Source organism: Curtobacterium sp. MCLR17_044, from assembly GCF_003234435.1.
Classification (GTDB): Bacteria; Actinomycetota; Actinomycetes; order Actinomycetales; family Microbacteriaceae; genus Curtobacterium; species Curtobacterium flaccumfaciens.
The window spans coordinates 1-14,842 of sequence record NZ_QKTC01000022.1 but is presented as its reverse complement, the minus strand read 5'-3'; the positions used below and the strand labels follow the sequence as shown (position 1 = coordinate 14,842).

Here is a 14,842-nt window from a genome sequence, read left to right as displayed (position 1 = left end):
GCAGCGTCACCCTCTCGGAGCCGAAGGGCCCCGGAAAACCACAAGGAAAATCCCATGGCAGACATCACCATCAGCCCCGATGAGATCCGTGATGCCCTGAAGGACTTCGTCTCGAACTACGAGCCGACGAAGGCCTCCACGGCCGAGGTCGGGCACGTCACCGACGCCGGTGACGGCATCGCCCACGTCGAGGGTCTCCCCGGCGTCATGGCGAACGAGCTCATCCGCTTCGCGGACGGCACGCTCGGCCTGGCGCAGAACCTCGATGAAGACGAGATCGGCGCCATCGTGCTCGGCGAGTTCGGCGGCATCGAGGAGGGCATGGAGGTCACCCGCACGGGTGAGGTCCTCTCCGCCCCCGTCGGCGACGCCTTCCTCGGTCGCGTCGTCGACCCGCTCGGCGCCCCGATCGACGGTCTCGGCGAGATCGCCGCAGAGGGCCGTCGTGCCCTCGAGCTCCAGGCTCCCGGCGTCATGGCCCGCAAGTCGGTCCACCAGCCGCTGCAGACCGGCATCAAGGCCATCGACGCGATGATCCCCGTCGGCCGTGGTCAGCGTCAGCTGATCATCGGCGACCGCCAGACCGGCAAGACGGCCATCGCGATCGACACGATCATCAACCAGAAGGCCAACTGGGAGTCCGGCGACGAGGAGAAGCAGGTTCGCTGCATCTACGTCGCCATCGGTCAGAAGGGCTCCACGATCGCCTCCGTGAAGGGTGCGCTCGAGGACGCCGGTGCGATGGAGTACACCACCATCGTCGCCGCTCCGGCCTCCGACCCGGCCGGCTTCAAGTACCTCGCCCCGTACACCGGTTCGGCCATCGGCCAGCACTGGATGTACCAGGGCAAGCACGTCCTCATCATCTTCGATGACCTGTCGAAGCAGGCCGAGGCCTACCGTGCGGTGTCGCTCCTCCTGCGTCGTCCGCCGGGCCGCGAGGCCTACCCGGGTGACGTCTTCTACCTGCACTCCCGTCTGCTGGAGCGTTGCGCGAAGCTGTCCGACGAGCTCGGCGCCGGTTCGATGACGGGTCTCCCGATCATCGAGACCAAGGCGAACGACGTCTCGGCGTACATCCCGACCAACGTCATCTCCATCACCGACGGCCAGATCTTCCTGCAGTCGGACCTCTTCAACGCGAACCAGCGTCCGGCCGTCGACGTGGGCATCTCGGTGTCCCGCGTCGGTGGTGACGCTCAGGTGAAGTCGATCAAGAAGGTCTCCGGCACGCTGAAGCTCGAGCTGGCGCAGTACCGCTCGCTCGAGGCGTTCGCGATGTTCGCGTCCGACCTCGACCAGGCGTCGCGTCGTCAGCTGGAGCGCGGTGCGCGTCTGACCGAGCTCCTCAAGCAGCCGCAGTACTCGCCGTACCCGGTCGAGGAGCAGGTCGTCTCGATCTGGGCCGGCACGAACGGCAAGCTCGACACCGTCCCGGTGCCGGACGTGCTCCGCTTCGAGTCCGAACTGCTCGACCACCTGCGTCGCAACTCCGACGTCCTCACGACGCTGCGCGAGACGAACCAGCTCAGCGACGAGACCGTCGCCGAGATGGACAAGCAGATCGACGAGTTCACGAAGAGCTTCCAGACGAGCGACGGCAAGACCCTCGGCTCCGAGCAGTTCGACGCGGCTGACGCCGAGGACGTCGACCAGGAGCAGATCGTCAAGGGTCGTCGCTAGATGGCAGCGCAGGTCCGGGTCTACCGCCAGCGGATCAAGTCGGCGAAGACCACGAAGAAGGTCACCCGCGCCATGGAGCTGATCTCGGCGTCGCGGATCCAGAAGGCGCAGGCCCGCATGGCTGCGTCCGGTCCGTACTCGCGGGCCGTCACGCGTGCGGTGTCGGCCGTGGCGACGTTCTCGAACGTCGACCACGTGCTGACCACCGAGCCGGAGTCGTCGACCCGTGCAGCCGTCGTGCTCTTCACCTCGGACCGCGGCCTGAACGGCGCGTTCAGCACGAACGTCCTCAAGCATGGCGAGGAGCTCGCCTCCCTGCTCCGCAGCGAGGGCAAGGACGTCGTCTACTACCTGGTCGGCCGCAAGTCCGTCGGGTACTTCGCGTTCCGTGAGCGTCCGTCCGAGCAGCAGTGGGTCGGCAACACCGACCAGCCGGAGTTCTCGACGGCCAAGGAGATCGGCGACGCCGTCGTGGCGAAGTTCCTCCAGGACACTGCTGACGGCGGCGTGGACGAGATCCACATCGTGTTCAACCGGTTCATCAGCCTGGCGACCCAGGAGCCGCAGGTCGTTCGCCTGCTGCCCCTCGAGGTCGTCGAGGGCATCGACGAGCCCGAGGGCAACGAGCCCCTGCCGCTCTACGAGTTCGAGCCGGACGCCGATGCGGTGCTCGACTCGCTGCTCCCGGTCTACATCGAGAGCCGCATCTTCAACGCCATGCTGCAGTCGGCTGCTTCCGAGCACGCCGCGCGTCAGAAGGCGATGAAGGCGGCCAGCGACAACGCCGACTCGCTGATCCGTGACTTCACCCGACTCGCGAACAACGCGCGTCAGGCGGAGATCACCCAGCAGATCTCCGAGATCGTCGGCGGCGCCGACGCCCTCTCGTCGAAGAAGAAGTAGTCCGCGTCGTTCGCGGACATATACCCACCCTCAGGAAGGCACCAGCCATGACCGACACCGCAACCACCGCGGTCGAGACGTCGTCGGCGCCCGGTGTCGGCCGGATCGCCCGTGTCACGGGCCCCGTCGTCGACATCGAGTTCCCCCACGACGCAATCCCGGAGATGTACAACCTCCTGTTCACGACCATCACCATCGGTGACTCGTCGCAGGAGATCGGCCTCGAGGTCGCGCAGCACCTCGGCGACGACCTCGTCCGTGCCATCTCCCTGAAGCCGACCGACGGCCTGGTCCGTGGCCAGGAGGTCCGTGACTCGGGCGCTCCGATCTCGGTCCCCGTCGGCGACGTCACCAAGGGCAAGGTCTTCGACGTCCTCGGGAACGTGCTCAACACGGACGAGAAGCTCGAGATCACCGAGCGCTGGCCGATCCACCGCAAGGCCCCGGCCTTCGACCAGCTCGAGTCCAAGACCTCGATGTTCGAGACCGGCATCAAGTCCATCGACCTCCTCACCCCGTACGTGCAGGGTGGCAAGATCGGCCTCTTCGGTGGTGCGGGCGTCGGCAAGACCGTCCTCATCCAGGAGATGATCCAGCGCGTCGCGCAGGACCACGGCGGTGTGTCGGTGTTCGCCGGTGTCGGTGAGCGCACCCGTGAGGGCAACGACCTCATCGGTGAGATGGAAGAGGCGGGTGTCTTCGACAAGACGGCCCTCGTGTTCGGCCAGATGGACGAGCCGCCGGGAACGCGTCTCCGCGTGGCCCTGTCGGCGCTGACGATGGCGGAGTACTTCCGCGATGTCCAGAAGCAGGACGTGCTCCTCTTCATCGACAACATCTTCCGCTTCACGCAGGCCGGCTCCGAGGTCTCGACGCTGCTCGGCCGCATGCCGTCCGCCGTGGGTTACCAGCCCAACCTCGCCGACGAGATGGGTGTGCTCCAGGAGCGCATCACCTCGACGCGTGGTCACTCGATCACCTCGCTGCAGGCGATCTACGTGCCGGCTGACGACTACACCGACCCGGCTCCGGCCACCACGTTCGCGCACCTCGACGCGACGACCGAGCTCTCCCGTGAGATCGCATCGCAGGGTCTGTACCCCGCGATCGACCCGCTGGCGTCGACGTCGCGCATCATGGACCCGCGTTACCTGGGCGCCGACCACTACGAGACGGCCACGCGCGTCAAGCAGATCCTCCAGAAGAACAAGGAACTGCAGGAGATCATCGCCATCCTCGGTGTCGACGAGCTCTCCGAAGAGGACAAGATCACGGTCGAGCGCGCTCGTCGTATCCAGCAGTTCCTCTCGCAGAACACCTACATGGCGAAGAAGTTCACGGGTGTCGAGGGCTCCACGGTGCCGCTCAAGGACACCATCGAGTCCTTCCGCGCCATCGCCGACGGCGAGTTCGACCACGTTGCGACCCAGGCGTTCTTCAACGTCGGTGGCATCAACGACGTGGAAGAGAAGTGGGCTCAGATCCAGAAGGAGAACCGCTGACATGGCGGGTCTCAGCGTGAGCGTCGTCTCGGCGGACCGTGAGGTCTGGTCGGGCGACACCACCATGGTCGTCGCACGGACGACAGAGGGCCAGATCGGCATCCTCGCCGGACACGAGCCGATGCTCGCGATCCTGGCGCAGGGTCAGGTCCGCATCACGCGGGCCGATGGGTCGACCGTCGCGGTCGACGCCGAGGACGGCTTCCTGTCGGTCGAGCACGACACGGTGACGATCGTCGCGCGGCAGGCCGCGCTGGCGTCCTGACCGGACTGACCGTCCTGCTCCCGCCTTCGGAGACGAAGCGGGAGGGCGGGGACACGAGCTGCACGCTCGATCTGAGTGCACTCTCGTTCCCGGAACTGGCCGATGAGCGGGCCGCGGTGATCACCGCGGCCCGCTTCGTCAGTTCCGAGGAGTCCTCGGCCAGGACGGCGCTCAAGCTCGGTCCGAAGTCGATCGCCGAGCGGCTCCGGAACCTCGAGCTCGACACTTCGGGCACCATGCCCGCGATCGAGCGGTACACCGGGGTCCTCTACGACCCGTTGGGCGCGCAGGACGCGGATGCTGCGACCCGCGCGTGGTGGGCGGAACACGTGGTCGTGCAGTCCGCGATGTTCGGCCCCATCGGTGCCGGTGACCCGATCCCGGCGTACCGGCTCTCACACGACTCGCGGCTCGGCTCGATCCGGTTGGCCGCGCACTGGCCCGCGGTGTCGACCCGTTCCCTGCTGACCCGTGCGGACGGCCTGGTGCTCGACCTGAGGTCCGAGGGGTACCGGCAGCTCGGTCCCGTGCCCGGAGCGGTGGCACCACGGGTGGTGAGTGTCGACGGCTCCGGTCGTCGTCGTGCGCTGAACCACTGGAACAAGACCGCGAAGGGTCGCCTGGTGGCGCTGCTCGCCCGCACCGGCGCGAGCATCGGCAGCATGGACGACCTGGTCGGTTGGGCGGCCGCGAACAACGTGGTCGTCGAGCGCAACGAGGGCGGCTGGGACCTGGTCGCCGAGAGCCTGGAGCCCGTCGCCGCCTGAGCGGGTGCCGGGTCGGCTCGTCCTCCACAGGCGTGAGCGAGGTCGCTCCGGTCCACAGATGGTCGGGGCGACCCTGCCTGGAGGCTCCCAGCACGTTTCGATGGCGTGCATGATCCCTCTCACGGCACAGTCCGGCCCCGGCTCCGCAGTCCGTTTCCCTCGCGAGATCGCCGCGGCGGTCACCCTCCCCGCTGCGGCGGCCGCGCTGGTCGCGCCCGGTCGCGCCGACCTGTCGACGGCGGCTGCGACGGCCGTGGTGACCGCGTGCGGCGCACTCGCGCCCCGGATGGCCCTGGTGCCGTTCATCGCGGCGCAGGGCACACCGGACCCCCGGTCGATCCGGGTGTTCGACCCCTTCGCGGACCCGACACCGCCGGCGCTCCACGGTTTCGGCCCGGCTCCCGATCGTGCCCGCGTGCGGGTCGCCGGTGACCGGTGCGCCGACGCGTGGCGGGTGTGGCGGGCGCAGGACGGCCCCTTCGACGGATCGTCGGGTGCCGCCGGTGCCCTGTCGCTCGGTGCCTGGTGTGCGTGGGCGCTCGGGTCGTGGGCCCGGGCGGAGACGCGTGCCCGGTACGCCCTCGAGACCCGCGCGGACGACCCGCTCGCGGGGCTCGTCCTGCGCTCGGTCGTCGCGGGCAGCGGGCCGTCGTGGGAGCGTCGATGACGTGGGGTCGACCGGATCGTCTACGGTGGGGGAGACCACACTGGGAGGGCTCCGGTTGTACGACGACGACATCGAGGACACCGTCATCCGGCGACCCCGACGATCGCTGGGCGACCGGACGGCGGACGCCGTCGACGACACCGTCATCCGGCGCGCAGGTCCCGTCGTCCCGGGAGCCGGTCCCGACTCCGACCCCGACCCCGGTTCCGACGACGGGGTCCTCGGTGACACGGTCATCCGGCCCGCAGCCGGGGCAACCGACCAGCCACCCGCAGCGGTGGATGACGTCGATCCGGAGGACACCGTCGTCCGGGTGCCGGCGCGACCCGGTGCCGGGCCGAGCCCGTTCCTGGGTGCCGCCCCGGGCCTCCCGGCCGTCCCGGCGGTGCCCGCCGCCCCCACGGCACGCGTGCCCTCGATCCGCATCGGCGACCGCACCTTCCGGCTCGACCACCCGGTGGTCATCGGGCGACGGCCGTCGCTGCCGCGGGTCACCCGTGGCCCGCAGCCCGAACTCGTGACCGTGCGGTCGACGTACGGGCAGGTGTCGTCGTCCCACGTCCGGATGCACGCCGAGGGCGAAGCCGTCGTCGTGCAGGACCTCCGGTCCACCAACGGGACCGTCGTCCGCCCGGCCGGTGCACCCGCCTACCGCATGGCATCGGGTGCGTCGATCGTCGCGCTGACGGGTACGGTAGTCGAGATCGGTGACGGCAACGCCATCGAGGTCCTCTCGCCGTACCTCCGGGTCGCACCGACGGCAGAGGGGCTGCCTCCGGTTCCCCCGTGGCCCTCCGATCAGACAGCACACGGCACGCCCCGACCCACCAGAGAGCGATCCTGACACGTGACCGAACTCGGCCGAGCAGCCACTGCGCACGCCATCGACGTCCCCGGTGCCGACGGCGCCACCCTGACACTCTCGTGGGGAGCCGCGACCGACGTCGGTCGGCGGCGTGACCACAACGAGGACAGCTACATCGTGGGCGCGCCGTTCTTCGTCGTCGCCGACGGCATGGGCGGGCACCTCGCGGGCGACCGTGCCAGTGACGCGGTCGTGCGTCGGCTCGAGCAGGTGACGGCCGAACCGTTCACCACGCGTCAGGGCATCCAGCGTGCGCTGCTCCTCGCGACAGCCGACATCGAGCGTGCAGCCGGCGGCAACGCCATCGGTGCGGGCACCACCGTCACCGGGATCGCGCTCGTGGCGTCGCTCGGGCAGCCCGCTGCCCTCGTGTTCAACGTCGGTGACTCCCGCACCTACCGCATCGAGGACGGCGTGCTCCGCCGCGTCACCGTCGACCACTCGGTGGTGCAGGAGATGGTGGACGCCGGCCTGCTGCGTGCCGAGGACGCCGAGCAGCACCCGGACAGCAACGTCATCACGCGTGCGGTCGGCTTCGGCGAACCGCCGGCACCGGACTGGTGGACCCTGCCCCTGCGGGCCGGTGACCGCTACATCGTCTGCTCCGACGGGCTGACCAAGGAGCTCGGCGACGCCGGCATCGCGCGCATCGCGGCACGCGAGCCCGGCGCGCAGGACCTGGCGGAGCGCCTCGTCGGCGACGCCGTCGTGGCCGGCGGTCGTGACAACGTCACCGTGGTGGTGCTGCAGGTCGATGCCGCACCGGACGACGGCGACCTCGAGGACACGCTGCCGCGCCACTAGCTGGCCCCCGAACTGGGGGAACACGTCGAGCCGTGGGGGATCGGCGTGCGGAATGTCGGTCACCCACGCTTCGTACAATGACATGGCCACGTCGAGAGAGCTGGCCGCTCGGCCGGGGGAGGAGAGGACCATGGCGAGACGCCTGCCGTCCAACCCGCCCGTGATCGGCGGTTTCAGTCCCGTGCACGTCCTCGGGTCCGGTGGCTTCGCCGACGTCTTCCTCTACGAGCAGGACATGCCCCGACGACAGGTCGCGGTGAAGGTGCTGCTGGACGAGGTCGTCGACGACCGCGTCCGGCAGATGTTCCAGGCCGAGGCCAACCTGATGGCCCGGCTCAGCACGCACCCGTCGATCCTCACCGTCCTGCAGGCCAGCGTCGCCGCTGACGGCCGTCCCTACCTGGTGATGGAGCTCTGCTCCTCGTCCCTCAGTGAGCGCTACCGCCGCGAACCGATCCCCGTGTCCGAGGTGCTGTCGATCGGCATCCGCATCGGGTCGGCGCTCGAGACCGCACACCGTGAGGGCGTGCTGCACCGCGACATCAAGCCGTCGAACATCCTGCTGACGGCCTACGGCAACCCCGTGCTCTCCGACTTCGGCATCGCCGCGACGATCGGGGGTACCGACCCCGACGAGCCGATCGGCATGTCGATCCCGTGGTCCGCGCCCGAGGTCCTGATCGACGAGTCGCGCGGCACGATCCAGTCCGAGGTGTACTCCCTCGCGGCGACCGTGTACTCGCTCCTCGCCGGGCGCAGCCCGTTCGAGATCCGCGGCGGCAAGAACGGTGCGAACGACCTGATGCACCGGATCGACAAGGGCGGCGTGAAGCCCACCGGTCGCACCGACGTGCCGCCCTCGCTGGAGCGCCTGCTCGCCTCGGCGCTCTCCCGCAAGCCGCAGGGACGCCCCGCGACGGTGATCGAACTCGTCCGCGGGTTCCAGCAGGTCGAGGCCGAACTCGGCATCCCCCAGACGTCCGCCGACGTCGCGGTCGAGGCCTGGGCGATCTCGACGCCGACCCCGCACGGTGAGCGCACCGTGATCCGTGAGCTGCAGCCACCCACCCGGGTCGGCGGGCGTCGTCGGACCCGCCGTGCGGTGCAGGGCGGGGTGGTGGCCGGCGGTTCGCACAGCGTCGGCACCGTGCACCGCACCGGGTCCGTGACGCGGGCCCGGCGCCGGACCCGTTCGACCCTGGTCTGGGCGACGTCCCTGGCCGTCGTCGTGGTCGCCGCCCTCGCGATCGCCACGGTCGTCGTCGTCGTCGGTCGGCTCGGCGCCGGGGCGATCCCGGTCGTGGCCGAGGTCCGTGCCGAGCCGTCGCCGCAGTCCGTGTCCTTCAGCTGGACCGACCCCGGGCTGCGCAGCGGCGACACGTACGTCATCTCGTCCAACGGGTCGTCGAGCCAGCAGACCGGCACGACGTTCGTCGTCTCCGGTGAACGCGGCGACGAGGAGTGCATCGCCGTCGCCGTGAACCGCGACGGCAAGACGGGTGCCGCGAGCGCGCAGAAGTGCGCGACGATCGGGAGCGCCGGGTGATCCGCGCCCTCCTCGCGAAGCACCGCTCCGCCGCCGTGACGACCGGTGCCTCGGTGCTCGTCGCCGCCGTCGTCGCGACCACCGCCATCGTCTCCACCGGGTACCACACGCAACGCGTCGACCTCGGCGACGGCACGGTCTGGGTGCCCTCGGCCGAGTACGGCGCGGTCGGCCGGGCGAACACCGGCATCCTGCAGCTCAACACCGCCGTCGAGACGGCCAGCGACGACCTGTCCGTGCTGCAGCGCGGCTCCACCGTCTACAGCGTGGACGAGACGAAGGGCACGGTCGCCCGGGTCGACGTCGCCGACGCCACCGTGGGTGATGCGATCACGCTGCCGGCGGGGACGCCGCAGGTCTTCTTCGCGGGCGACACCGCGGTCATCGGCAACTCCGACACGGGCGAGCTCTGGGCGACCCCCGCGAACGACCTCGCCGAGTTCGACGCGTCGGCCAAGGCAGACCTGACCCTGGGCGCCGACACCGTCTTCGACGCCTCCGACGGCCACGTCGCGGTCTACTCCGCGAAGACCGGGACGGCGTCGCTGGTCGACGTCGGCACGACACTCACCGTCGCCGAACGGTGGAAGGTCGACATGGACCGCGGCGACGACTTCCAGGTCGCCACGTTCGACGGGCACCTCGCCGTGCTCGACCGGACGAGCGGTGCCCTGTCGGTCGACGGCCGCACCGTCGAACTCGGCGACCGGGTGGGGTCGTCGCCGGCCCTCCAGCGGTCCTCCGACAGCACGGCCCAGGTCACGGTCGCGGGCACGGCGGGCCTGGTCCGCGTCAGCGCCTCCGGCACCGTGGACGCCACCGCGCTCCAGGTGGCCGGACGAGCCGCGCGGCCCTACGTCGACGGCTCCTGCACGTACGCGGCGTGGGCGGGCGGGCAGGCGATCGACACGTGTGACGGCAACGCGCTGCAGCGGCTGGCGAGCACCGGCGGCACGAGCGAACTGCAGATCCTGCACAACGGCGACACCGTCGTCGCCAACGACCCGACGAGCGGCCGTTCCTGGGCGATCGACCGGAGCGGGCAGCTCATCGACAACTGGGCCGACCTGATCAAGCAGGACGACGAGCAGCAGCAGGAGCAGGTCTCCGACGACGACCCCGAGGTCGACAAGGACCAGAAGCCGCCGGTGGCGGTGGACGACGAACTGGGCGCTCGTCCGGGACGCACCACGAGCCTCCCGGTCCTGCTGAACGACTACGACCCGAACGGTGACCCGATCATCGTGAGCGAGGTCGGCGCCATCTCGAAGTCCGCCGGCCGCGTCGCGATCGTCGGCGACGGTCAACGCCTGCAGGTCACGCTGTCGTCGCGCGCCACCGGGACCGTGACGTTCCCGTACACGATCACCGACGGCAACGGCGGATCGGACACCGCGACCGTCCGGATCAGTGTGCGCCCCGACAGTCAGAACGAGGCGCCGCGGCAGGTCCGTGACACCTCGGCCGACGTCGTCCAGAACGGGCACGTCGTCTCGAACGTCCTCGGCGACTGGGTCGACCCGGACGGTGACCCGGTGTACCTGGAGTCGGCGACCGCGTCGAACGGCGACCGGGTGTCCACCACGCCGGACGGCCTGCTCGACTTCCGGAACGACAGCGGCCGGACCGGCGAGCGCTCCGTGCAGCTGGTCGTGAGCGACGGCCGCGCCGACGGTCGGGGTGCCGTGACGGTCCGGGTCGCCAAGCAGGGCACCGTCCCGCTGCGCGCCGATCCGTTCCCGGTGTCCGGGTACGCCGGCAAGGCCTTCACGGTCGAGCCGCTCGACCACGTTCGAGGTGGCAACGGCACCGTGACACTGACCAGCGTGTCGTCGGCGTCCGGGCTCACCGTCACCCCGAGCTACGACGCCGGGACCTTCCGGGTGCAGGGGGATCGGGCGGGCGACCACCAGCTCGAGTACACGGTGACCGACGGTGTGAAGACCTCGAGCGGCATCGTCCGGGTGACCGTCCTCGCGCCACCGGATGCCTCGACGGCGCCGATCACCACGCCGAAGACGGTGTTCGTGAACACCCTGTCCACCAAGGACACGGACGTCACCGCGACCGACATCGACCCGGCGGGCGGCGTGCTGCTCGTGACGGCGCTCGACGGACCCCCACGGGGCAGCGGCGTGCAGGCGAGCATCCTCGACCAGCACACAGTCCGTGTCACGCTCACGGCGCCCCTCGACGGTCCGGTCTCGTTCGGGTACACGGAGACCAACGGCCTGGCGTCGTCACCCGGCACGATCACGGTCGTCGAGATCCCGAAGCCCGACCGCATCCAGCCCCCGGTCGCCCAGCCGGACAGCGCCACCGTCCGTGTCGGCGACGTCGCGAACATCGACGTGCTCGACAACGACACCCAGCCCGAGGGCGAGCCGTTGACGCTGCAGCCCGAACTGGTGCAGAACGTCCCCGGTGACGGCGGCCTGCTGTTCGTCTCCGGCGACCACCTGCGGTACCTCGCCCCGAAGACGCCGGGCAACTACACCGCCGTCTACCGGGTCGCCGGCCCGGACGGCCAGTACGCCGACGCCGCGGTGTCGATCTCGGTGCGCGAACGCGACGCCGCCACGAACAACCCGCCCGTCCCGCAGACCGTCACCGCGCGCGTCGTCGCCGGGTCGTCGGTGCGTGTCAGCGTGCCGTTGAACGGGATCGACCCGGACGGCGACTCCGTCCAGCTGGTCGGCGTGGGCTCCAACCCCGACAAGGGGTCGGTCTCGGACGTCGCCTCGGACGCCCTGACCTACGAGGCGGGCGACTACTCGGCCGGCACCGACGAGTTCACCTACACCGTCGTCGACGCCCTCGGGGCCCGCGCCACCGGCACCGTACGGGTCGGCATCGCACCCCGCGCCGAGCAGGCCTCGAACCCCGTGGCCGAGGCCGACCACGTCACGATCCGCCCCGGTGGGTCGGTGACGGTGCGCGTCCTGCAGAACGACTCCGACCCGGAAGGCGGGCAGCTGACCGTCGCGCAGGCCGAGCCGACGGCCGAGGACGTCACCGCCAAGGTCCTCCGGAAGCAGCAGATCCGCGTCACGCCTCCGGAGTCGGCGAAGAGCGGTGACTTCGCAGTGCTCTACACCGTCGCGAACAGCAGCGGGGGGTCGAGCACGGCCTTCCTCACGGTGACCGTCGACCCCGACGCCCAGCCGCTCCGGCCCGAGGTCGACGACACGACCCTCGACCTGCAGGACATCCTGCACCGGCAGAGCGTGACCGTCGACGTGCTCGACAACGTCTTCTTCGCCGAGGGCACCGCGGCCGACCTCCGGGTCGGGGTCGTCCCCGGCTACGGCGACACCGCGACGCCCACCGACGACGGCCGCATCACCGTCCGGTTGACCGACGACTCGCAGGTGATCCCGTTCTCGGTCGCCCGGGCCGACCACCCGGACATCGTCTCCTACGGCTTCATCAACGTGCCGGGCTTCGACGATGCCCTGCCCCAGATCAACCGCAGCGCCGGTGCGGTCACGGTGAAGAGCGAGGCCACCGTCCGCATCCCGCTGCAGGACTTCGTCGTGACGGCGAACGGCGAGACCGCGAAGATCACCGACCGTGGCACGGTCAAGGCCACCCACGCCAACGGGCAGAGTCTGGTGGTGGACTCGTCGACGCTGCAGTTCACGTCGTCGAAGCTCTACTACGGCAAGGCGTCGATCTCGTTCGAGGTCACCGACGGCTCGTCGGCGAACGGCGGCAAGGGCCGCGTCGCCACGCTCGTGCTCCCGATCACGGTCACGCCCCGGTCGAACCAGCCGCCGGCGTTCACGGGATCCTCGGTCGAGATGCAGCCGGGTGAGACGCGCAAGATCGACCTGACGAAGCTGACCGACTACCCGTACCCCAGGGACCTGCCCGAGCTCCGGTACTCGATCGTCGGCCGGCCAACCGCGGGGACGACCGCGTCGATCGCGAAGCAGGAGCTCACGATCTCGGTCGCCGACACCGCGAAGAAGAACACCACCGCGTCGATCGGGATCGGTGTCGCGGACGACGCCAACACCGGTCGCGCCGGCACCGTCACGGTCGGCGTCGTCGCCTCCACCCGTCCGGTGGTCCAGCCCGGTGCGGACCGGTCGGTGACGAAGCGCGGGGCGATCACCACCATCGACGTGCTCACGAACGACCAGCCGACCAACCCGTTCCCGGGTGAGCGGTTGCGCGTCGTGAACATCCGGGGTCTGTCCGGCGGGCTGCCGAGCGGCGTCACCGTCACGCCGAGTGGTGACCGCACGCGCCTGCAGGTCTCGGTCGCCGACACTGCGAAGCCCGGCGACGCCCACCTGCAGTACCAGGTGGCGGACGCGACGAACGACCCCGACCGGTACGTCTGGGGCGACGTCACGATCTCGGTGCAGGACGTCCCGGACGCTCCGGGTGCGCCCACCCGCACCGGTTCCTACGACGGCGGTCAGGTCACGCTCACGTGGTCGACCCCGCAGGGCAACAACTCGCCCATCACGGGCTACCGGGTCGTCGGGACCAACGGCGTCTCGAAGAACTGCGGGACCGCGACGGTGTGCACGCTGACCGGACTCGACCCGAAGGCGTCGTACCGGTTCCAGGTCGTGGCGACCAACGCGATCGGTGACTCGAAGCCCTCGTCCCGCTCGGGTCCGATGAGTGCGGACTTCGTGCCGGCACCCCCGAAGGGCATCACGGTCACGCCGAGCAAGGCGACACCGAACCAGCTCGACGTCAAGTGGGGCAAGGTGTCCGCGCCGAACAACGGCAGCGCGGTCGACGACTACATCGTCACGATCGAGGGCCCCGGGCTGTCGAGCACGCGGCACACCGGCACCGCCACGAACACGTCGTTCACCGGCGCCCAGAGCGCTGCCCAGTACAAGGTCACCGTGTCCGCTCGCAACGACGCCGACCGCAACGGCACCGTCGTGCAGTGGAACTCCGCGTCCGCCACCGGCAGTGCCGTCGGGACACCGGGCAAGCCGACGAACCTCCAGGCGGTCGCCGGGGACCAGGCGGACTCGTCCGGCCGGTCGACGGTGACGGTGAGCTGGAGCGCCGGGGACGCCGCCGGCGGGTCCGGCCTGCGGTACGCCGTGTTCCGATCCGGCAACGTGGACTGTGCTGCTCCGCCCTCGAACTCGCTCGGTAGTTCGAGTCCGACGCGCGACTCTGGCGTCGGCGGTGGCTCGACCCGGTACGCGGTGACCGTGACCAACGGCTACTTCTGCAACGTGGACTACGTCGACGCCGTGACCTACGAGCGGCCGTCCGGCACCGGCAGGCCCTCGGTCGACGTCGTCCCGGCCGGCACGAACCTCTGGAACGTGAGCGTCACCGCCTCGTCGCGGCCAGCACACCACTACCAGCTCGAGGCCGGCGGGCAGCCGATCACGCTGCAGCCGGGCCAGACCTGGACGGGTGTGCCCGGGTCCGGCGCCCGGAACGTCTCGGCACCGTTGACCGTCCGCGCCTGCGGTGGCCCGGGGAGCAGCTTCTGCTCGTCCGATGCGGACTCGTGGACGGGGAACGCCACGGCGCTCGACGCGAACCTCTCGGTGGCGACTGCTCAACAGGGCCAGCCGATCGCCGTGACGGGGCCGAGCGGCAGCGGGATCACGGTGCGGTACACGGCGTACTGGTACGCCAGCGACGACGGCAACGGCTTCCCCACGACGTCGAGCTGGGACGCTGGTGGGACTCCTCCGGAGCCACCCTTCTTCGCCAAGTCCGTCAAGGTGCGCGCGTACGTCACCGCGACCGACGGATCGGGTTCGACCCAGGCGGGTGAAGCAACCGACGCCTTCCCGGTCGCAGCGGCACCCGAACCGGAGCAGCCCGCCCCCGAGCAGCCC

10 protein-coding genes are annotated in these 14,842 nt (G+C 70.3%); all 10 read left to right on the top strand.

Features of this window, described 5'->3' with window-relative positions:
* The first annotated feature begins 54 nt into the window (after window positions 1-54).
* Complete coding sequence (atpA, locus tag DEJ04_RS15145) at window positions 55-1,683, top strand: F0F1 ATP synthase subunit alpha (RefSeq protein ID WP_027465778.1); 1,629 nt, start codon at window positions 55-57, stop codon at window positions 1,681-1,683.
* Window positions 1,684-2,586 carry a F0F1 ATP synthase subunit gamma gene (locus DEJ04_RS15140; protein ID WP_111047621.1) on the top strand — a complete coding sequence of 301 codons (903 nt, stop codon included), beginning with the start codon at window positions 1,684-1,686 and terminating at the stop codon, window positions 2,584-2,586.
* A gap of 47 nt (window positions 2,587-2,633) precedes the next feature.
* Window positions 2,634-4,088 carry a F0F1 ATP synthase subunit beta gene (gene atpD, locus DEJ04_RS15135; protein WP_017885744.1) on the top strand — a complete coding sequence of 485 codons (1,455 nt, stop codon included), beginning with the start codon at window positions 2,634-2,636 and terminating at the stop codon, window positions 4,086-4,088.
* A gap of 1 nt (window position 4,089) precedes the next feature.
* Complete coding sequence (locus DEJ04_RS15130) at window positions 4,090-4,353, top strand: F0F1 ATP synthase subunit epsilon (RefSeq protein ID WP_027465776.1); 264 nt, start codon at window positions 4,090-4,092, stop codon at window positions 4,351-4,353.
* Window positions 4,350-5,120, top strand: coding sequence for a peroxide stress protein YaaA (locus DEJ04_RS15125; protein WP_309148021.1), 771 nt, complete (start codon window positions 4,350-4,352; stop codon window positions 5,118-5,120). Before DEJ04_RS15130 ends, DEJ04_RS15125 begins: the two co-directional genes overlap by 4 nt.
* Before the next feature lie 109 nt (window positions 5,121-5,229).
* Entirely contained in the window at window positions 5,230-5,787 is a 558-nt protein-coding gene (locus DEJ04_RS15120; RefSeq protein WP_111047619.1) for a hypothetical protein, read from the top strand.
* Between the two features lie 25 nt (window positions 5,788-5,812).
* Complete coding sequence (locus tag DEJ04_RS15115; protein ID WP_146248740.1) at window positions 5,813-6,631, top strand: FHA domain-containing protein; 819 nt, start codon at window positions 5,813-5,815, stop codon at window positions 6,629-6,631.
* Window positions 6,632-6,634: 3 nt separating this feature from the next.
* Window positions 6,635-7,456, top strand: a complete 822-nt coding sequence (locus tag DEJ04_RS15110; RefSeq protein WP_017885739.1) for a PP2C family serine/threonine-protein phosphatase — start codon at window positions 6,635-6,637, stop codon at window positions 7,454-7,456.
* Between the two features lie 130 nt (window positions 7,457-7,586).
* The gene (locus DEJ04_RS15105; protein WP_111047617.1) at window positions 7,587-9,002 is read left to right on the top strand and encodes a serine/threonine-protein kinase; all 1,416 of its coding nucleotides are present in this window, start codon (window positions 7,587-7,589) and stop codon (window positions 9,000-9,002) included.
* On the top strand, window positions 8,999-14,842 hold a 5,844-nt coding region (locus DEJ04_RS15100), incomplete at its 3' end, for an Ig-like domain-containing protein (protein ID WP_111047616.1). The genes DEJ04_RS15105 and DEJ04_RS15100, both read left to right, overlap by 4 nt.

What these genes read in the sequence shown, in the direction of transcription:
- atpA (WP_027465778.1), top strand. Translation starts at nt 55, where the DNA reads ATGGCAGACATCACCATCAGCCCCGATGAGATCCGTGATGCCCTGAAG.
- DEJ04_RS15140 (WP_111047621.1), top strand. Translation starts at nt 1,684, where the DNA reads ATGGCAGCGCAGGTCCGGGTCTACCGCCAGCGGATCAAGTCGGCGAAG.
- atpD (WP_017885744.1), top strand. Translation starts at nt 2,634, where the DNA reads ATGACCGACACCGCAACCACCGCGGTCGAGACGTCGTCGGCGCCCGGT.
- DEJ04_RS15130 (WP_027465776.1), top strand. Translation starts at nt 4,090, where the DNA reads ATGGCGGGTCTCAGCGTGAGCGTCGTCTCGGCGGACCGTGAGGTCTGG.
- DEJ04_RS15120 (WP_111047619.1), top strand. Translation starts at nt 5,230, where the DNA reads ATGATCCCTCTCACGGCACAGTCCGGCCCCGGCTCCGCAGTCCGTTTC.
- DEJ04_RS15105 (WP_111047617.1), top strand. Translation starts at nt 7,587, where the DNA reads ATGGCGAGACGCCTGCCGTCCAACCCGCCCGTGATCGGCGGTTTCAGT.